This is a genomic window from Uliginosibacterium sediminicola, assembly GCF_039631295.1.
Taxonomy (GTDB): Bacteria; Pseudomonadota; Gammaproteobacteria; order Burkholderiales; family Rhodocyclaceae; genus Viridibacterium; species Viridibacterium sediminicola.
The window spans coordinates 320,548-342,178 of sequence record NZ_JBDIVE010000004.1; the positions used below are offsets into that span (position 1 = coordinate 320,548).

Below are 21,631 nucleotides of genomic sequence, written 5' to 3' on the forward strand. Positions count from 1 at the left end.
TTTATGCAGCCTCCTTTTTCGGAAGCTGGGCGATCCATTCGCGCGGCGCCATCGGGAAGCCGAGGCGTTCGCGGGATTCGTAATAGCTCTGCGCCACGCTGCGGGCGAGGTCGCGGATGCGGCCGATGTAGGCGGCGCGCTCGGTTACCGAGATGGCGCCGCGCGCGTCGAGCAGGTTGAAGCTGTGCGCCGCCTTGAGCACTTGCTCGTAGGCGGGCAGGGCGAGCTGTTCCGTCATCAGGTGCTTGGCCTGCTTCTCGTGCGCGGCAAAGGCGGTGAACAGGAAGTCGGCGTCGCTGTGCTCGAAGTTGTAGGTCGATTGCTCGACTTCGTTCTGGTGGAACACGTCGCCGTACTTGAGAACGCGTGTACTACCGTTTTCTTCCCAGGTGGTCCACACCAGATCAAAGACGTTCTCGACACCTTGCAGGTACATTGCCAGACGTTCCAGACCGTAGGTGATCTCGCCGGTGATCGGCTTGCAGTTGATGCCGCCGACTTGCTGGAAGTAGGTGAACTGCGTCACTTCCATGCCATTGAGCCAGACTTCCCAACCCAGACCCCAGGCGCCGAGGGTGGGATTCTCCCAATCGTCCTCGACGAAGCGCACGTCGTTCTTCTTGAGGTCGAAACCCAGCGCTTCGAGCGAACCGAGGTAAAGCTCAAGAATATTGTCCGGCGCCGGCTTGAGTACCACCTGAAACTGGTAGTAATGCTGCAGACGGTTGGGGTTCTCGCCGTAGCGGCCATCTTTGGGACGGCGCGAAGGTTGTACGTAGGCGGCGCGCCAGGGCTCCGGGCCGAGTGCGCGCAGGAAGGTGGCGGTGTGGCTGGTGCCGGCGCCGACTTCCATGTCATAGGGTTGCAACAGGGCGCAGCCCCGGCTGCCCCAATAGCTCTGCAGACGCAGAATGATGTCCTGGAAAGTAGGTGTGGCGCTCATGGTCAGACTTTCAGACGTGCTGAAAAAAGCAAAGACGCTGATTTTACAGGCAAGTGCAGGCTTGCCGCAGGTTTTCCCTGGTCTGAACCGTGTGGATCGGCCTTGTGCGGCGTTCAGGGTGCAGTCTCCGGCGCTGCGGGTGAGCTCAAGCCCATTCCTCGGGTGGCTATGAGCCTTGTCTTGAGAGTCCTGCTGCTTGCCTTGTTCTGCGCGCTTGCTGCGGGCTGCGCGCGTGCGGCTGAAACCATGGAGTTCGTCTATCCGCCGCCCGAGTCGGCCACGGATCGGCGCCATACGTATTACTGGGAATTGCTCGACGCAGCCCTGCGCAGCAATCGCCGGCAGTATGGAGACTACGTGTTGAAGCCCTATCGCAGCGCGATGAGCTTCGCGCGCGCCGAGGCCGAGCTTGAGCAGGGCGACGGCCGCGTCAACATCGTCGCACGCGCCACCAATCGCGATCTGGAATCGCGCCTGCGGCCGATTCCCCTGCCGCTCGACAAAGGCTTGCTCGGTTACCGCCTGCTGCTGATCAAGGCGGACAAGCAGGCGGCGCTCGACAAGCTGCGCAGTCTGGACGAGCTCAAGCAGTTCTCCATCGGCCAGTCGCCCAGCTGGACGGACGCCGGCATTCTCGCCGGCAATGGCTTCAAGCTGGAGCTCTCGCCCAACTATGAAGGCTTGTTCCAGATGCTCGGCGCCGGGCGCTTTGCGCTGTTTTCACGCGGCATCAATGAAATCGCCGCCGAATGGCAGACGCACAAGGATGCCGTGCCGGGTCTGGCCATCGAGCGGCATCTGATGCTGCACTACCCGCTGCCGCGCTATTTCTTTGTGCCACGCACCGCTGCAGGCGAGCGGATGGCGGCGCGCATTGAGGATGGCTTGCGGCGTCTGGTCGCCAGTGGCGAGTTCGAGCGCCGCTACCGCGCCTACAAGAAGCTGGTGCTGGCCGATGTGTCGCTGTCGGGGCGCCGCGTTTTCGAGCTGAGCAACCCGCAACTCTCACCCCTGGCGCCGCCGCTGGACGATCACACCTGGTGGGACAGCCTCGCCAGCGAGCTGGGTCGTCCGCATCGTTCAAAACAAGTTGACTCGCGCGCGAAGCCCGACTAGAATACTGCCCTTCACCGAGATTTTATTCACGCGATGTTGTGTGTGGATCAACGGGCTTGAATCGCTAGATTCGAGCAAGAAGGGTCGGTAGCTCAGTCGGTAGAGCAGCGGACTTTTAATCCGTTGGTCGCGAGTTCGAGTCTCGCCCGACCCACCACGGTTTGGTCTGTGATTGACTCGGCAGCGTGCGGTGAAAGTAGTGAAAGCGTCGCAAGACGTGCAGTGCCCGGGGGTATAGCTCAGTTGGTAGAGCAGCTGACTCTTAATCAGTAGGTCGTAGGTTCGAATCCTACTGCCCCCACCAGAATTCGCGTTCAGACGCACTTTGCAAAAGCCCGATTCATTTGAGTCGGGCTTTTTGCATTTTCGGCGCCGCATTTCGCTGGCAAGTTTATCTCCGTAGATTCTTGTTTTGTCGCAAGAGAGCGGCTCCCGACGCGGCCCGCTTGCCAATGACTGCCGGTGCGCAAAGCACCGGCATAAGCCCAAGCAGTTTTATTCCAATCGTATCCCCTAGTGTTCGAACGCGTCTTTCGCGCTGAGGCTATGCGTTTCGGCTGGTCTTTCTTTTTGCGTGGCGAATTGCGCGGTTTTGGTTCTTTGATTTGTGCTATTTGTCAAGTGCCTAAATGGGTAAAGACAAGTCTTTAGCATAAAATCAATGTAATGAAAGCTCAAGATTTGAGGGGCAAATGCCGTTTATGGCGTGAGTGCTTCATGGTTGATGACGATAGAGTTTGTTGTGAATCAAAAAATTTGCTTCGGGTTTGCATCGGGTTTGCAAAACAGCCATGCAAGCAAGAAAGCCAGCACTTAATTTAAAGCGCAACTGGTATATCTGGTTGGCATGAAAAACCATACGGGTCGGTGAAGTCATGAACAGAAAAAGTGATGGGAAGCGTTTTACTGGCGCTTTTGTGCTTGGCGCTGGCGTATTGGGGCTTGTGCTTCTTTCCGGGTGTGCTTCGCTCAAGCCGGAGACCTTACAGCCTGCTGAAATCAGCAAGATAGTCGAGGCTGACCGAGCAGCCTTGAAGAAGAATGTTCCGCCGCTGGGTGCGGTCCTGTCGCTGGAAGAGGCTATCGCTCGGGCGATCAAGTTCAATGCCGAGCGGCGTTACCGGATCATGGAAGAGGCGCTGGCGCAGGGCAATCTGGATGTCGGCAGCTATGATCTGCTGCCCAAGCTGGTCGCCTCGGCAGGCTATCGCGAGCGGGACAATGACCAGATCAGCCGCAGCAAGGATTCGGTGACTGGCGCGCCTTCGTTGGCAAATCCCTTCATTTCCAGCAGTCGTTCGGCAATGACCAGTGATCTGAGTCTGTCGTGGAGCCTGCTCGATTTCGGCCAGAGTTATTACGCCGCCAAGCAGAATGCTGACCGTGTGCTGATTGCGCAGGAACGCAAGCGCAAAGCCCTGCAGCTGCTGGTGCAGGATGTGCGCACGGCTTACTGGCGTGTGGTGGCGGCGCAGTCGCTCAGTGAGGTGGTGACGCAGGGGATTCGCGATGCCGAATCTGCACTGCAGGACGCGCGCCAGATCGAACGAGAGGGGCTGCGCAACCCGCTGGAGCCGCTGCGCTTCCAGCGTCAGGTGCTGGAAAACATCCGCCTGCTGGAAACCGTGCAGCAAGAGCTGTCGACGGCCAAGGCCGAGCTCGCCAGCCTGATCAACGTTCCGCTGTCGTCGAGCATCAAGGTGCAGGCGCCTGCTGCGGAACTACAGAAGGCCTGGCTTCAGCAGCCCATCGGGAATCTGGAAGAGCACGCACTGATCCGCAATGCAGACCTGCGCGAGGGCATGTACAACAGCCGTATCGCAAGTCTGGAAACGCGTCGTGCCTTGCTGAAGCTGTTTCCCGGCCTGTCGTTCAGTTACGCGATGAAGCAGAGCGATGATAGCTACCTGATCAACCAGAGCTGGAACGAAGCGGGGCTGCAGATCTCGTTTAATCTGTTCAACCTGCTCAGCGCGCCGGCTCAGATGCGCCTGAGCGAAGCGGGCGTTGCGCTGGCTGACCAAAAACGGTTGGTGACGCAGATGGCCGTACTCAGCCAGCTGCATATCGCGCGTCTGCAATACGCCAATGCCATTCAGCAGTTCGAGCGTGCGGATGAAATCGCCAAGATCGAATCGCGCATGACCGAGCACTCCAAGAATCAGGCCGAGGCCGAAAAGCAAAGCAAGCTCGATCGCGTATCGCAAAGCACCTCCTACGTGCTGGCCCAGCTGCGCCGTTATCAGGCCTTGTCCAATGCGCAGTCCGCTGCCTCCAAGTTGCAGGCAAGTCTGGGCTTGGAGCCGGTCGTCGAGGCGCCTGCCGACAGTTCGCTGGGCGATTTGACGACCGCCGTCACCAAGGCCCTGGCCGCCTGGCAGCTGGGTGAATTGCCTGATGCCAAACAGGCGGCTACCGCCACAGCCCGGTGAGCGACCCATGCGCTTGAATCTGTTTGTCGTGTGCATCGCGATGGCTGCAGGGGCGGCCAGTGCACAAACATCGCTGCCCAAGACCCCACCTGCTCCGGCCGCGACCGCCAGTGCGCTGGAGACGCGGGAAATCCGTGCCCAGTTGGCGCCGCGTCGTTTCACCACCTTGGCGGCGGAAATCGGCGCCAAGATCAATCGTTTGCCCGTTCCCGAGGGCGGCGCATTCAAGGCCGGGCAAGTGCTGATCCAGTTCGATTGCTCCTTGCAGCAGGCCCAGCTCAGCAAAGCCAAGGCCGCTTTGGCCGGTGCAGATAAAACCTGGCAGGCCAACAAGCGCTTGGCGGATCTCAATTCGATTGGCAAGGTTGAGCTGGATATCTCGGAAGCTGAAGTGCTCAAGGCGCAGGCGGAAGTCGCGGCGAATAACGCCGTGCTCGGCAAGTGCAGCGTCGCCGCACCCTTTGGCGGTCGTATCGCAGAGCAGAAGGTGCGAGAGCAGCAATACGTGCAGCCCGGTCAGGCCCTGCTTGAAATCATCGATGACAGCGCGTTGGAACTGGAATTCATCGTGCCCAGCAAGTGGCTGGCCTGGCTCAAAGTGGGTAGCGGCTTCCAGGTGAAGATCGACGAAACCGGCAAGACCTATCCAGCCAAGGTGCAGCGTATTGCGGCGCGTGTTGATCCGGTCAGCCAGTCGGTCAAACTGAATGCAATGATCGACGGCAGATTTCCTGAGTTGATCTCAGGTATGAGTGGTCAGGTGCTGATGGTGCCGGCCGAGCGGGCAAGCAAATAAGGCTTTGCCGCAGGCGTCTGAACCCATGATCCATTACAGCAAAAAAGCTTGAGCGCCGAAGCTGTGGCACAGCTGATCGCCACGGCCAAACAGAAAATGGAGTAACCGCAATGACAGATGTTGGCCTCAAGTCCATCAAGGCCCAAGAAGAGAAAACCGCCGCGCGCCCGCAACTGCTGCCGTCTCCCGGTTTGGGTGAATGGCTGAAGGCACAAGGCGGCTCTTTGGTGTTCAGCACCTACCAAAGTGCGCGGGTGTTTTTCCTGTCGGCTGACGACCAGGGCAAGACCGTGGCGCAAGAGCGCATCGTCGGCTCGGCCATGGGCCTGGCGGTTGACCACGACAAGCTGTGGATCAGCAATCAACAACAGGCCTGGCGCTTTTCAAACATTGGGCCGCGCAAAATCAATACCGGCACAGAAGAGGCGCCTGCCATCACCGAGTTTGATGCGGTGTTCATGCCGCGCTGGGGCATTTTCCTCGGCCCCTGCGACACCCATGATCTGCTCTCGCAAACCCAGCACGCTGGGCGCAATTACGAGCTCTTGTTCGTTAATACCAACTTCAACTGCGTGGCCAGCATCGATGGCCACTACAACTTCGTACCGGTCTGGAAGCCGCCCTTCATCAGCAGCATTGGTCTCGGTGACCGCTGCCACCTCAATGGCATGGGCGCCAAGGATGGCCAGTTGGCGTATGTGACGGCCTGCGCCCGCACCGACGAACCCGGCGCCTGGAGAGACTCTAAAAATGGCGGCGGCGTGCTCATCGACGTGCAGGCCAATGAAATCATCGCCGAGGGTTTTGCCATGCCGCATTCGCCGCGCTGGCACGATGGCAAGGTGTGGATGCTCAATTCCGGCAATGGCGATTTCGGCTATGTGGACCCGGCGACTGGCAAGTTTGAGCCCATCCTGCTATGCCCCGGCTTTGCCCGTGGCCTCTCCATCATTGGCAATGACGCGGTGATCGCACTCTCGCGCCTGCGCCCGAATACCTTTGCCTCGGGTTTGCCGATCAAGGAACGCCTGGAATCGCAACACATCGAGCAGCGCTGCGGCCTGCTGGTGGTCGATCTGAGCACCGGCAAGATCAAGCACTGGCTGACCATCGAAGGCATTACCGAGCTCTATGACGTGGCCTTTCTGCCTGAAATCAAGCGTCCCTATACACCGGGTTTCAGTGAGCCTGACAAGCACCGCGTGCTGCTCAATATTCCAAACACTGCGGAATTCCCGCTTGAATTGAAACTCCCCCAAGCCACACCCGCCGCTGAGGCAGGAGCGCAATGATGAACCACATCTACCGTACCGTCTGGAACGAAATCACCCGCACCTATGTGGCAGCGGCCGAGTGCGTCAAAGGGCGTGGCAAGTCTTCAAAGTCGAGCAAGCGTGCCGAGCGCAGCGAGCAGGCGCTCCTGATGTCCGGGCTGGAGAGCACACTCGCGCCCGCGCGCCCAGCGCGTAGCGCCTTGCGCTCGCTGATGATGCCTTTGGCGCTGGAACAGCGCTTCATGTTTGACGGTGCTGCGGTGGCTGACGCGGTGGACCACGCCGATGCCGCCGACGCAGCCGCTGCCGCACAGGCCAGTGGCAGCGCGGCTGCGGCCTCTGATGCGGCCAAGACCACCAGCACCGAGAAGCAGTCCGTGGATGCCCCATTCGCTGTGTTGTCGACGACGGCCACGACTGATGTACACGAAATCGTGGTGGTCGACGGCACGGTGGTCGATTACCAGACGCTCATCGCCGGCATCGACCCCAGCATACCCATCATCATCCTGCGGCCGGATTCGTCCGGCATGGGCGAGATTGAAATGCTGGCCCAGGTGCTGTCGCGTTACCAGAACCTGGACGCGATACACCTCGTCACCGAAGGCCGCACCGGCGCCATTTTGTTGGGCCAGCAAGCCCTGTGGTCGGGTGATCTTGAAGCGGCCTCACCTTATCTGCAGGCGATCGGCGACGCGCTGAAACCCGGCGGCGATTTGATGCTGTATGGCTGCTCGGTGGCGGGTAATGCCGACGGTCAGAAATTCATCGATGACCTGGCCAAAGCCATCGGTAACGATGTCGACGTTGCTGCCTCAGACGACCGCACCGGCCCCACGGCCTTGGGTGGCGACTGGGATCTGGAATACCACACGGGCGATATTGAAACCGTGCTCCCCTTTACCTTGCAGGGCATGCAGGACATCAGCCATTGTTTGGGTTGTACGCTGAGCAATACCGTTGTTACCTTCGACAGAATGACGGGATCTGGTACCGGCCTCTTGATCCTTGACAAAAACGGGAACTCTACGGTTTATCACGATGGGGCGTACATGAAGGTGACATCCGCACCCTCAGGATACTCCTCGTGGGTGGGCAAGTACATGTGGGCGTCGTACGAGAACGGCTACACAAGCAACCCGCCAACCACGCTTGCGGCTTTCAACGCGATGTTTCCGGACCTTTGTGGTGCCTCAGGCCCTACATTGTCCAGCGCAACGTACGACGCCAGCACCAATGTGCTGACCGTCACCGCCAGCGGCATGACCACGGGTGACAGCATCGATGAAACCAAGCTGACCATCACCGGCGAGGGCGGCAATACCTATACCCTGACGGAAACCACCAACGTCACGGCAAGCAGCGCGACCAGCTTCTCGATCACGCTGAACGCCACCGACCAGATCAATATTGAAGGCCTGCTGAACAAGGCCGGCACCGCCTCGGCAAGCAGCGCCACCACCTTCAATCTGGCAGGGGCGGCCAGCTGGGATACCTCGCGCACCACGGACGCAGATACCACGGGTAATACGATCACCGTTTCCAACGTTCAAACGCCCACCATCACCTCGTCAACGTATAACGCCAGCACCGGTGTGTTGACGGTGACCGGCACCAACTTCGTCAAGCAGCCAGGTAGCGCCAACGACATCGATGTCACCAAGCTCAGCGTCGAGGGGCTGGGCGGTACCTACTGGCTGACCAGTAATACCAACAAGGTTGAAATCACCTCATCGACATCCTTCTCCGTAACGCTAGGCAGTACGGATAAGGCTGCAGTGAATGCCAGGTTGAACGCCAACGGCACGAATTCGTCCGCTGGTTCGCCCTATAATTTGGCCGCACTGGACGACTGGAATGGACCGGTCACCGGTAGCAACACGGCTGATCTGAGCAATGCGATCACGGCCAGCGGTGTGGCGCCGACGATCAGCAATGTGACCTCCAGCGCATCGAACGCCACCTACAAAGTGGGCGATGTCATCACGGTGCAAGTGGCGTTTTCCGAAGCGGTGACGGTGACGGGCACGCCGCAACTGACTCTGGAGACCGGCACGACCGACCGCGTGCTGAACTACGCCAGCGGCAGTGGCAGCAGCACGCTGAGTTTCACTTACACGGTGCAGGCGGGAGACACCTCCAGCGACCTGGACTACGCCAGCACTGCGGCCCTTGCGCTGAACAGCGGCAGCATCGTGGCGACTTCGGGCGGCACGGCCGCCACGCTGACCCTCGCTACGCCGGGTGCTGCAACCTCGCTGGGTGCCAACAAGGCCATCGTCATCGACGGCATCGCCCCGGCCACCACCTCGGTCAGTGTGCCCGCCAATAGCACCTATGGCGCCAGCGCCGATCTGGACTTCACGGTCAATTTCGGCGAGACCGTGACCGTGAACACCACGGGCGGCACACCGCGCATCGCGCTGACCGTGGGCAGTACCACGCGCTACGCCACTTATGTGTCGGGCAGCGGCTCGACGGCGCTGTTGTTCCGTTACACCACGCAAACCGGTGACAACGACAGCGACGGCGTTACCCTGGCCAGCAGCCTGGACGTGAACGGCGGCACGATCAAAGATACTGCCGGCAATGACGCCACGCTCACGCTGAATTCGGTGGCCAGCACGACGGGCGTTCGTGTCGCGACCAATCAGACACCGGTGCTGAGCACACCAACGACGGCGACCTATACCGACACCAGCGAAGCGGATAGCTTCTCCAACACCACCGGCACGCTCTCGGCCGTGGATGGCGACAATGACACCATCACCTACGGCATTTCTGGCGGTACGGTCAACGCAGGTGTCAGCACCAAGGCTGGCACCTATGGCACTTTGAGTGTCAATACAACGACGGGCGCCTATACCTATACGCCCAGCACCAGCGCTATTGAAGGGCGCACGGCCAATACCAGTGAAACCTTCACCGTAACCGCGGCGGATGCATCTTCTACGGGGACAGCTACCTTCACGGTCAGCATCACCGCCGCTAACGACACGCCGACGCTCACAACACCCACGGCGGCCAGCTACACCGACACTGCCGCCAACGACAGCTTCACCAGCACCACCGGCACGCTGGCCGGCGCCGACCGCGACTCGGGCCAGACGCTGGTCTACGGCATCAGCGGCGGCCAAGTCAGCGTGGGCACCAGCATCAAGATGGGCAGCTACGGCATCCTGAGCCTGGACACGACCACCGGTGCCTACACCTACACGCCCACACGCACGGCGGTGAATGCCCTGAGCGCCAACGCCACCGACACCTTCACGGTCACGGTCAGTGACGGCAACGGCGGCACGAATACGGCGACTTTCACCGTCAATTTGACGGGTGCCAACGACAGCCCAACCGACATCGCGCTGAGCGCGAGTTCGGTGGCCCAGTCGGCCGCAGTGGCCAATGCCACGGTCGCGACCTTGTCTGGCACCGATGCGGAAAACAACACCCTGACCTACACCCTGGTGAGCGGCACGGGTGATACCGACAACGCCTCGTTCACGATCAGCGGCACCTCGTTGCAGATTGGCTCTTCGGCTTTGACTGCCGGGACCTATCACCTGCGCCTGCGCGCCACCGACAACGGCACCGGCAACCTGAGCTACGAAGAAGCGGTGACCATCACCGTCACGGACGATGTGGCGCCGCTGCTGAATGCCGCCGGCTCGACACCGGCTGACGATGCGCTCTCCATTGCGCCATCAGCCAATATCGCGCTGGTCTTCAATGAAAACATCGCGGCCGGCACCGGCAACATCACCCTGATCAATGTGACGACGGGCGCCACCGTCGAAACCTTCAACATCGCCACCGGTGTGGGCAGTGCGGGTGGGTCGGCCAGCATCTCTGGCAGCACCCTGACGCTCAACCCGTTTGCCAATCTGGCCGAGGCCACGCAGTACGCGGTGCAGATCGCGACAACGGCCATCCAGGACACGGCCAACAACGCCTTTGCCGGCATCAGCAACAACACCAGCTTCAACTTCACCACCGGCGCGACCGATTCTGCAGCGCCTGTGGTTCAGTACATCCAGCGCACGGCGGGCGAGAACACCAATGCCACCACGCTGACCTACACCGTCAAGTTCAACGAGGCCGTCACTGCCGCCGACACGGCGGACTTCGAACTCTCGAGCACGGGTGACGCCAGCGGCAGCATCACCGCCGTGAGTGGCTCTGGCACCGACACCCTGACCGTGACCGTCAGCAGCGTGACGGGAACGGGCACGCTGGGCCTCAATTTCAAGAACACCCAGAACATCACCGACATCGCCGGCAATGCCCTGGCCAACGGTGATCCGGCCGACGACGAGGTCTACAACGTGGACCGCACGGCACCGACGCTGTTGTCCCTGACGCGCCTGACGTCCGACAGCGGCATCACCAATGCGAGCAGCGTGCAGTTCATCGCCGTCTTCAGCGAGCCGGTGACAGGCCTGACAGCCGCCGACTTCGCCTTGACGGGCAGCGCCAGCGGCACGATCTCTGCGGTCAGCGGCGATGGTTCGCCGGCCATTATTGTCACGGTCAGCGGCATTACGGGTAGCGGCAGCCTCGGGCTTGCCCTTGCCAGCACGCCGACGATTACCGATGCAGCGGGCAACAGCCTGGTGGCGACCACGCCGAGCACCTCAATCAGCGAGAGCTACACCATCGACGCCACGGCGCCGACTGCAGTGTCCATCCTGCGCAACAGCGCCGAGGTGACGACGGGCGGTACCCTGAGCTTCGACGTGGTGTTCAGCGAAACGGTGAGCAATGTCACGGCCGATGATTTCGTGCTGACCGGCACGGCCAGCGGCACCATTGCCTCGGTCAGCGGTTCGGGCAGTGCTTATACGGTGACCGTCAATAGCGTCGCCGGCAACGGCACGCTCGGCCTGAGCTATGCCGGCACCCAGAATATTGCGGATGTCGGCAGCAATGCCTTTGCCGGCGTGCTCCCCAGCCTCAGCGAAACCTATACCGTCGACACCACGGCACCGACCGTCACGGCCATTACGCGTGCCGGCGTCAACCAGATTGCCGCCAGCACGTCGACCAGTGCCGTGTTCACCGTTGAATTCAGCGAAGCGGTCAGCGGCATTTCGGCCAGCGACTTCACCGTCACGGGCGACGCAGCGCACGGCGCGGTCAGCGTCAGCAGCGCCGATGGCAAGGTGATCCAGGTCACCGTGGCCGGCGTGAACGACAGTGTGGGCAAGACCCTGGGCCTGAGCTACACCGGGTCTGTCAGCGACAGCCTCAACCAGACCGGCAGCACCAGCTTCACGGCCGGCGAGGCCTACACCATCGGCGGCACGTTGTTGAATGAAGGCGCGCTCGACCAAGCCGCGCTGGACGCCCTGATTGGTGCCAACCGCGACGGCATGCTGCAGTTGGTGGATGCTGATGGCACAGCCACTGAAGTGGTGATCATCGACAGCCGCGTGCCGGGCCTGGCCGAGCAGATTGCCGCCAACATCCGCGCCGGCGTGGATGTGTGGCTGCTGGACGCCAAAACCAGCGCCACCGCCCAGATCAGCAGCATCCTGGCGCAGTACAGCGGCTTGAGTGCCGTGCACCTGATCTCGCACGGCAGTGCGGGGGCGATTTACCTGGGTGCGGAAACCATTTCTTCAGCCACGCTGGCCAGCCAAGCCGACATGCTGGCGGCCTGGGGCAGCGCACTGACCGAGACGGGTGACTTCCTGATCTACGGCTGCGATGTGGCCCAGGGCGACGCAGGCACCAGCTTCATCAACGCCTTGGCTGCGGCCACTGGGGCTGATGTGGCGGCGTCTGACGACCTGACCGGAGCGAGCTGGTTGGGTGGGGATTGGGAGCTGGAGCGCGACGTCGGCAGCATTGAAGCAAGCAGTATCGAGGCGACCGGGTTTGAGGGGGTGATGAGCCAACACAGCGTTCTGTTGGTCACGCACATCGACGCCAATGGGGTGTCTGAAACCTACGCCTACGATGCCAACCGCCCAGGCGGCGCCAGCTTGGGTCTGGCCCTGGAGGGCTCCATCGGGTCCACTGGCTTGCGCGGAGAAACCGTCACCGTGGGCGGGTATGTGTATGGCGCTTTCGATGTCAGCAACGCGTACAACGGCGTTGCATTTTTCGGACGCACCGATGGGGTCACGGTTGAGAAGCTGGTCGAATTCTCCGAAACGCAATATCAACTGACGCCGAAGGCCACTATCGTCGTTGGCGATGCAATTTTCTTCAGAGCAAGAGTTTCTGGCGCCGCCGACTGGCAGCTTTTCAAATACAGCATCACCAGCGGCACATTGACCCAGGAAACCACGCTTGCGGGTGGCGTCGACATCAGTGATTCAGATCAAATCTTTGAGATCAATGGGAAGCTGTATTTTGGCGGAAGCGATGGATATAGCCCAAGCGCCGCCAAAATCGTTACCTATGACATCGCGACTCGCACGACTACGGTTTTTACTTACCCGCAGGCATCCAGTCGATTTGGCGATGCAGTGGTTGTGGGCAGCAAAATTTATGCGGCCATTTCAAACGATGGGTATGCACTCAGCGACATCCTGATCTACGACACAAGCAACAACTCAACCCAGCTTGTGCAGATCCCCGGACTGGGAACCGGAAACAACTACATCACAAACCTGACCGTGTTGGGGGGTAAAGTATACTTTACGGCCGTAGATTCCACAGGCGGCGGCAATTCGTCCAACGCTGCGCTCTATTCGCTCAACACCAGCACCAACGCCATCACCAAGGAATACGACTCGACGGCCTCTGTCACAAGCAACCCCAGCACAGGCATTTTTATTGCGAATGGCAGTTTGTACTTCTTCTCCCCTGATTCCTCAGTCAATCAGGTGGAGTTGTACAAATTCAACAGCACCAACAGCGCCACCAAGATCACCAATCTTGATTTGAAATGGGTGCTCAACAATGGCTGGGGGCGTGGAGGCATTGTCGACGGCAACAATGTTTATTTTGCAGCCCAAAGTGCGGCAGACACTGTTGTCAAACTCTACAAGCTTGACGCCAGCACCAATACCGTGAGCGCCCTCGGTGTAGTGATCGAGGACGCGAGCACAGCATATCAGTACTCAGATACAACCATCGCGTTCCAACTGTTCACCACCGACTTGGCGCCCGTGGTCAGTGGCGGTGGAAACCAGCACGTCGTTGATATCGACACCGACTTTTCAAACACGGCGAATCACATCACGGCGAACCCCGATTTGGTGGTGTCGCATCTGGACGATGCGCTGGTGTCGTCGGCCTCGGTCAGCATCCTGGGTTTCAAGGCTGGCGATCAACTGCACTTCACCAACACGGCTTCCATCACTGGCAGCTATGACAGCGCAACAGGTGTTTTGACGCTCACCGGCACTTCCAGCACAACAGACGCTGATTTCCAGAGCGCGCTAAGAACCGTGACGTTTTCAACGTCTGCCACTGGCAATAACTTGTACGGCACACGCGTGATTTCGTTCAAGGTATCGGGCGACGGCGAAAGCAGCGCACATTATCCAGATTACGCATCCACCACCATTCGGCTGCTGGACGTTGATAACTCGCACAGCCTGAACGAGTATCAGGTTCTGGGTTTCGACACCAAACCGAGCGGCTTGCCCGATGACGGCACCTACGTCGGTGCGTTCACGCTGCCCACGGGCTCTTCGGTCGGTGATTTGAGCTTCAAGCTCACCGACGACCCGGAGTCTACCGCCTTTGCCAGCCTGGCCTTGGCCTATGACGCCAACGCGTATGGGGCCAGCTACTCCGCCACTTCGCTCATGATGGACGGCACCACGGACATCGGCGCGACAGTCAGCTTCACGCTGGACTCAAATTGGACCTCCCCTAAATCCTTGGCCATCGCTTCCAGCTCGGGTGGGAATTTTGAGTTTCTCAGCTTCGACTGGTATGACTACAATGGAAACACATCGGCATTCTCTGTGGTGGGCATGCGGGATGGCGCCGTGGTTGCGACGCAGGATATCGACGCCACGGTATTGAGCACAGGCACGCAGAGAATGACGGTCGTGCTCTCGTACGAGTTCACCAACGTGGATGAAGTGCGGATCACCGGACTCAGTGGCGCTGGAAGCTCGCTCAGTGGCTATTTGGACAACTTTGTCATCAATGCCGCGACGGCCATCACCGTTCCGTCGGCGCAAGGTGCTGCACCCACGGTCAGCCTGGCGGTTGATCAAAGCGCCGTGGCCGAGGCGGCTGGAACAGCGACCGTCACCGCCACCCTGAGTGCTGTCGCCAGCACCGACACCGTCATCACGCTAAGTGCGAGCGGCACGGCGACCGGTAGCGGTACCGACTACACCTTGTCGAGCAACACCATCACCATTCTGGCCGGTCAGACGACGGGAACGGCAACGATTACGGCGGTGCAGGACACGCTCGACGAAGCCGATGAAACGGTGATCATCGATATTGCCAGCGTGAGCGGCGGAGGTGGTGCCACCGAGAGTGGCTCCCAGCAGGTCACCGTCACCATCGTCGATGACGACACCGCGCCGACCATTGCCAACCTGGCTGGCGACAGCGTCGCCTGGGCAGGCGTAGGCCAGACGGTGAACTTGGACAGCGGCACGGCACTGACGATCGCCGACACGGAGAACGATGCCACGAACTGGAACGGTGCCAGCCTGACGGTGAACCGCGTGACCGGCGGTAGCGCCGATGCCACGGCCAACGATGTGTTCGGCTTCAACACCACCGGCGCCAGCTTTACCGTCAGCGGATCGAACCTGCAGTCCGGCGGCAACACCTTTGCCACGTTCACGACCACTGGCGGCGTGTTGACGATCAGCTTTGCCAATTCGGGTGTGGATGCCAGCAAGGCGTTGGTTCAGGATGTGATGCAACGGGTGACCTATCGCAACGACACGCCGGCGGGGGATGCAACGATCCGCTTTACCCTGGCCGACGGCGGCGGCTCCAGCACCACGGCTGATATGACGGTGACCAGCGACACCATCTACGTCACCAACACCTCGGATACCGGGACGATTGCGGCGGCGGATGGCGTGGGCTTGCGCGAAGCGGTGGCCATTGCCCTGGCCGATACCAGCGGTAGCCAAACCATTGTGTTGAGCAGTGCGCTGAACGGTCAGACCATTACCCTGGGTTCTGCGTTGTCGATTGCTGAAAATCTGACCATTAACACGGATGCTGCATCAAGCGTAACAATTGCCGGCAGTTCGATCGCCCTTGGAACCGGTGCGAGGTTGACCATCACCAATGGCAGCAGCGATACGGCGACGATTTCGTCAACAATTTCCGGCGATGGCGAGCTCAGTAAAACCGGCGCTGGCAAACTGGTCCTTTCTGGCACCAACAGCGGTAGCGATTGGACGACCAGCGCGAGCGGGGGCTCGCTGGAGATCAGCGCTGCCAGCAATCTCGGTACAGGCAATGTGACCTTGAGCGGTGGTGTAGTTTTCACCACGTTATCGAATACGCTCACCCTGAATAATACCTTTGCGATTGAAACCGGCGGCGCCACCTTCAATCAAAGCGGGAGTGGGCACCTGACGCTAAGCAACGTGGTTGCCGGTGATGGACTGCTGACCAAAGCAGGTGGCGGCAGCATGACGATGTCCAACAACAATGATGCTTTTGAGGGCGGGGTCAGGATCAACAACGGCACACTCAATGCCACGTCAACGGGTGAAAGTCTTGGCTATGGCACGGTGACGCTGGGCGGAGGCACACTGGTCATCAGTGGCGCTACAAGCTTCGCCAATAGCATTGAGGTTGCTGCTAACGCTACGCTGTCCAATGCCGGGGGGCTTACCCTCTCCAGTATCTTTTCGGGCGCTGGAACTTTGACTAAAGCAGGCGCGGGCGTGTTGACCCTGAGCGGCGACAGCGCCAGTTTCTCCGGCGACATCAGTTTGAGTGAAGGCGTGATCATCGTCACGCATAACAACGCCTTGGGGAACAGTACCGGAAAAACCACCGTGGCTAGCGGTGCCACCCTGCGCATCGGTAATGGCCTGACCATCGCTGAAGACTTGACCCTTAGCGGTATCGGGATTGGTAGCGGTCAGTTTGGTGCACTGAAAATCAATGAGGGTAGCGGTTCTGCGACCGTGAGCGGCGCTATCACTTTGGCAGGCAATACCTATATTGGCGCGTACAACGCAGCGGATTCCCTGACCTTGACCGGCAATATCACCGGTAACTTCGCCCTGACCAAAGTGGGCAGTGGTACCGTCAATATCAACGGCACGGATTCTCGCACTGGGACGACGATTGTTTCCAGCGGTACGCTGGGTGGCACCGGTTCCATCGCGGGGGCCGTCACCGTCGATAGTGGTGCAACGCTGGCTCCCGGCGTTGCGGGTGTCGGCAAACTGACCTTGGGCGGTGGCTTAACCTTGGCATCCGGCTCAAATTTGGCGATGCAGGTTAATGGCAACACCGCCGGCACGGGTTACGACCAACTTGATATCACGGGTGCTGTGGCTGTATCCGGTGCCAATTTGTCGGTCAGCACCACCAACAACTACACCATCCCCGGTGGTAGCACCATTACTCTGATCAAAAATGATCTGATAGATACCTTCACCGGCACCTTCAACAGTTTGGCAGAAGGTGCTGCGGTGACCGTCAATGGCGTGGCAACAAGCCTGAGTTATGCCGGTGGCACGGGTAATGATCTGGTGTTGTCTCTACCACCCTCCCTGACGTCTGCTAGTCCGGTTGACAATGCAACGGGTGTCGCTTCAAGCAGCAACATCGTGCTGACTTTTAATGGCAATGTTGTTGCAGGTACTGGCAATATCGTGCTGTACGACATTACCGGTGCGGGGGCGGATACCCGCACGATTGATGTGACCAGCAATCAGGTGACGATCAGCGGCAGTACCGTCACGATTAATCCCACAACGGATCTGCTGAGTGTGAACCAGTATGCCGTTCAGTTTGCATCGGGCGTGATCAGCAGCACGGCGGGTAGTGTTGCCGCGATCAGCGATACCAGCACGCTGAACTTCACAACGGGCAGCACGGATGTGCTGGCGCCGACGGTCACCATCGTCGACCTGGCTGATCCTGCATCGACCAACGCGGGTACGGCGAGCATCCGCTTCAGCGAGCAGGTACAAAATCTGGGTATCGGCAATTTCACGCTGACCCGTGATGGCAATTCCGTCGATATTTCCGGCTTGACCGTGGGCGGCTCGGGGAGCTTGTACACCCTCGATTTGTCCAGTGTGACGACGACGGCCGGCACGTATGTCCTGACTTTGAGCACGGGAACGATCCAGGACACCTCTGGCAACGCACTGGCGGCGGGAGCCAGCGAAACCTTCGTCATCGACAAGACGGCGCCGACCGGCGTAGCCATCGTTCGCGCATCCGCAAATCCGATGCGTACCGGGACCGCCAGTTTCACCGTTGCTTTCAGCGAAGCAGTGAGTGGCGTGACGACCGACGATTTCACGCTGACGGGTACAGCAACGAGTGGTGCGAGCATCGCCACCGTGACTCAGGTTTCGGGCAGCGTTTATACGGTGACCGTGAGTGGCGTGAGTGGCAACGGCACCCTCGGGCTTGACCTGAAATCCAGTGCTACCGGCATTGTCGATACGGCAGGCAACGCCATCAGCGGTGGCTTGGTTGGGCAGTTGTACACGGTCGACAATACGGCACCGACCGTGAGCGCCATCAACCGCAACGGCGCAGCCGTCACAAACGGCAGTTCGGTCAGCTTTACGATCAGCTTCGCTGAGTCAGTGACCGGGGTGACGGCGGACGATTTCGTGCTCGACGCCACGGGTGTGTCCACCACCAATGGGTCTTCGGATATCTCCGTGAGCGGCAGTGGCAGTACTTACACCGTGACGGTCGGCAACGTGACCGGTTCGGGCACGCTGAGCATCGACCTCAAATCCAGCGGTACCGGGATTACGGATATTGCGGGTAACGCCATTACTACCGGCTTTACCAATGGTGATGTCTACACACGGGATACCACCAATCCGACGGTGACGGCCAGTCAGGGCTTTAACCTGCCGGAAAATATGACGGCAGGTTTTGTCATCGGCCAGGTGCGCGCATCCGATACCAATGGTGTGGTGAGTTACGCCATTACCAGCGGCAATACGGATGGCTTCTTCGCCATCGACGCCAACGGGGTGATCACGCTGACAACGGCTGGTGCGGCGAGTGGCGCGGCGTCGCGCGATTATGAAACCAGTCCGAACGCCTTTAACCTCGGCGTGACCGCGACGGATGCGGCAGGCAATACATCCAGCAGCGAGACGGTGACGATCAATGTTCTGGATGCCGTGGAAAATGCGGCGGCACCGGCCTTGACCGGCCCGACATTGACTGTGGTCGATACGGCTGCCGATGACACGCTGAGCAATCAAAGTGGAAGTCTCGGGGCCACCGATGTCGATGGGATTGCCTCCTACGGGCTGAGCGGCGCGACCACGGGCGGCACGATGCTCATTGGCGGCGTGACTTACGATCTCTCGAAGGCGGGGACTTACGGCACGCTCTATCTGGTGAGCACTGGCGCAGACAAGGGCAAGTATGCGTACGTGCCCAGCTCAAGCGTGATCAATGCGCTGACGAGCAATGTTTCCGAAAGCTTCACGGTGTCTGCCACCGACAGTAATGCATCGCCGCTGACCAGTAGCGCGACGCTCACTGTCAATGTGACGGCCGCGAACGACACGCCAACACTGAGCACGCCGACGGCGGCGAGCTACACCGACACCTCGGCCAATGACACGTTCAGCAATGACACGGGCACGCTGGCCGCTACGGATCGCGATTCGGGCCAGATCCTGACGTATGGCATCACGGGTGGCAGTGTTGCCAGCGGCGTGAGCACGCTGGCGGGCACCTATGGCAGCCTGAGCGTCAACACGAGTACGGGCGCCTACACCTACACGCCGAATGCCACAGCGATCAATGCGCTGACGGCCAACACAACCGACAGCTTCACGGTCACGGTGAGCGATGGAAATGGTGGCACGAACACCGCGACCTACACGGTGAACCTGACCGCCGCTAACGATACACCGACGCTCGCTACGCCGACGGCGGCGAGCTACACAGACACCTCGGCGAGTGACACGTTCAGCAATGACAGCGGCACGCTGGCCGCTACGGATCGCGATTCGGGTCAGACCCTGAGCTACGGCCTCCAGGGCGGCACGGTCAGTGCCGGCGTGAGCACGCTGGCTGGCACCTATGGCAGCCTGAGCGTCAACACGAGTACGGGCGCTTACACCTACACGCCGAATGCCGCGGCAATTAACGCGCTGACGGCCAACGCAACCGACAGCTTCACGGTCACGGTGAGCGATGGAAATGGCGGCACGAACACCGCGACCTACACGGTGAACCTGACCGCCGCGAACGACACGCCGGCACTCAGCACGCCGACGGCGGCGAGCTACACCGATACCTCGGCCAATGACACGTTCAGCAATGACACGGGTACGCTGGCCGCTACGGATCGCGATTCGGGCCAGACGCTGACGTATGGCATCACGGGTGGCAGTGTTGCCAGCGGCGTGAGCACGCTGGCGGGGACCTATGGCAGCCTGAGCGTCAACACGAGTACGGGCGCCTACACCTACACGCCGAACGCGACGGCGATCAATGCACTGACGGCGAACACCACCGATACCTTCACCGTGACGGTGAGTGACGGCAACGGTGGCAGCAACACCGCGACCTACACGGTGAACCTGACGGCGGCCAACGACACGCCGGCACTCAGCACGCCGACAGCCGCCAGCTACACCGACACCTCGGCCAACGACAGCTTCAGCAATGACACGGGCACGCTGACCGCTACGGATCGCGATTCGGGTCAGACCCTGAGCTACGGCCTCCAGGGCGGCACGGTCAGTGCCGGCGTGAGCACGCTGGCTGGCACCTATGGCAGCCTGAGCGTCAACACGAGTACGGGCGCTTACACCTACACGCCGAATGCCGCGGCAATTAACGCGCTGACGGCCAACGCAACCGACAGCTTCACGGTCACGGTGAGCGATGGAAATGGCGGCACGAACACCGCGACCTACACGGTGAACCTGACCGCCGCGAACGACACGCCGGCACTCAGCACGCCGACGGCGGCGAGCTACACCGACACCTCGGCCAACGACAGCTTCAGCAATGACACGGGCACGCTGGCCGGTACGGACCGTGACGCGGGCCAGACGCTGAGCTACGGCATCCAGGGCGGCACGGTCAGTGCCGGCGTGAGCACGCTGGCGGGGACCTATGGCAGCCTGAGCGTCAACACGAGTACGGGCGCCTACACCTACACGCCGAATGCCACAGCGATCAATGCGCTGACGGCCAACACGACCGACAGCTTCACGGTCACGGTCAGTGACGGTAATGGTGGCAGCAATACCGCGACCTACACGGTGAACCTGACGGCGGCCAACGACACGCCGACCCTGGTGACGCCGACAGCAGCAAGCTACACCGACACCTCGGTCAATGACACGTTCAGCAATGACACGGGCACGCTGGCCGCTACGGATCGCGATTCGGGTCAGACGCTGACGTATGGCATCACGGGTGGCAGTGTTGCCAGCGGCGTGAGCACGCTGGCGGGGACCTATGGCAGCCTGAGCGTCAACACGAGTACGGGCGCCTACACCTACACGCCGAACGCGACGGCGATCAATGCACTGACGGCGAACACCACCGATACCTTCACCGTGACGGTCAGTGACGGCAACGGTGGCAGCAATACCGCGACCTACACGGTGAACCTGATCGCCGCGAACGACACGCCGGCACTCAGCACGCCGACGGCGGCGAGCTACACCGACACCTCGGCCAACGACAGCTTCAGCAATGACACGGGCACGCTGGCCGGTACGGACCGTGACGCGGGCCAGACGCTGAGCTACGGCATCCAGGGCGGCACGGTCAGTGCCGGCGTGAGCACGCTGGCGGGGACCTATGGCAGCCTGAGCGTCAACACGAGTACGGGCGCCTACACCTACACGCCGAATGCCACAGCGATCAATGCGCTGACGGCGAACACGACCGATTCCTTCACGGTCACGGTGAGCGATGGAAATGGTGGCAC

At 60.5% G+C, this 21,631-nt stretch carries 7 protein-coding genes and 2 tRNA genes; 7 read left to right on the forward strand and 2 right to left on the reverse strand.

Annotated elements, in window-relative coordinates; all coding sequences use genetic code 11:
- Window position 1 precedes the first annotated feature (1 nt).
- On the reverse strand, window positions 2-943 hold the full coding sequence (gene glyQ, locus ABDB84_RS10435; protein WP_345919665.1) for a glycine--tRNA ligase subunit alpha: 942 nt from the start codon (window positions 941-943) through the stop codon (window positions 2-4).
- A 180-nt stretch (window positions 944-1,123) separates the two neighbouring features.
- On the opposite strand from glyQ, the gene ABDB84_RS10440 reads away from it, so the two are divergent.
- From ABDB84_RS10440 to ABDB84_RS10450, 3 genes are all read left to right on the forward strand, one after another.
- Window positions 1,124-2,059: a hypothetical protein gene (locus ABDB84_RS10440; protein ID WP_345919666.1), complete on the forward strand. Its 936-nt coding sequence runs from the start codon at window positions 1,124-1,126 to the stop codon at window positions 2,057-2,059.
- 81 nt (window positions 2,060-2,140) lie between these two features.
- Window positions 2,141-2,216, forward strand: a tRNA-Lys gene (locus tag ABDB84_RS10445).
- A gap of 71 nt (window positions 2,217-2,287) precedes the next feature.
- Window positions 2,288-2,363: transfer RNA gene (locus ABDB84_RS10450), tRNA-Lys, on the forward strand.
- 411 nt (window positions 2,364-2,774) lie between these two features.
- Here ABDB84_RS10450 and ABDB84_RS10455 read toward each other — a convergent pair.
- On the reverse strand, window positions 2,775-3,032 hold the full coding sequence (locus tag ABDB84_RS10455; protein ID WP_345919667.1) for a hypothetical protein: 258 nt from the start codon (window positions 3,030-3,032) through the stop codon (window positions 2,775-2,777).
- A gap of 58 nt (window positions 3,033-3,090) precedes the next feature.
- Between ABDB84_RS10455 and ABDB84_RS10460 the strand changes: the two genes are divergently transcribed.
- The 4 genes from ABDB84_RS10460 to ABDB84_RS10475 form a co-directional block, all read left to right on the forward strand.
- A complete protein-coding gene (locus tag ABDB84_RS10460; RefSeq protein ID WP_345919668.1) occupies window positions 3,091-4,491 on the forward strand; it encodes a TolC family protein in 1,401 nt (466 codons plus the stop codon).
- A gap of 7 nt (window positions 4,492-4,498) precedes the next feature.
- Entirely contained in the window at window positions 4,499-5,287 is a 789-nt protein-coding gene (locus ABDB84_RS10465; RefSeq protein WP_345919669.1) for an efflux RND transporter periplasmic adaptor subunit, read from the forward strand.
- 110 nt (window positions 5,288-5,397) lie between these two features.
- Window positions 5,398-6,579 (forward strand): TIGR03032 family protein, encoded by a 1,182-nt coding sequence (locus ABDB84_RS10470; protein WP_345919670.1) that lies wholly within the window; start codon window positions 5,398-5,400, stop codon window positions 6,577-6,579.
- Window positions 6,576-21,631: DUF4347 domain-containing protein (locus ABDB84_RS10475; protein ID WP_345919671.1), on the forward strand; the 15,056-nt coding region annotated here is incomplete at its 3' end. The genes ABDB84_RS10470 and ABDB84_RS10475, both read left to right, overlap by 4 nt.

Coding starts and splice junctions, on each gene's coding strand:
- glyQ (WP_345919665.1), bottom strand. CDS start 943: ATGAGCGCCACACCTACTTTCCAGGACATCATTCTGCGTCTGCAGAGC.
- ABDB84_RS10470 (WP_345919670.1), top strand. CDS start 5,398: ATGACAGATGTTGGCCTCAAGTCCATCAAGGCCCAAGAAGAGAAAACC.
- ABDB84_RS10465 (WP_345919669.1), top strand. CDS start 4,499: ATGCGCTTGAATCTGTTTGTCGTGTGCATCGCGATGGCTGCAGGGGCG.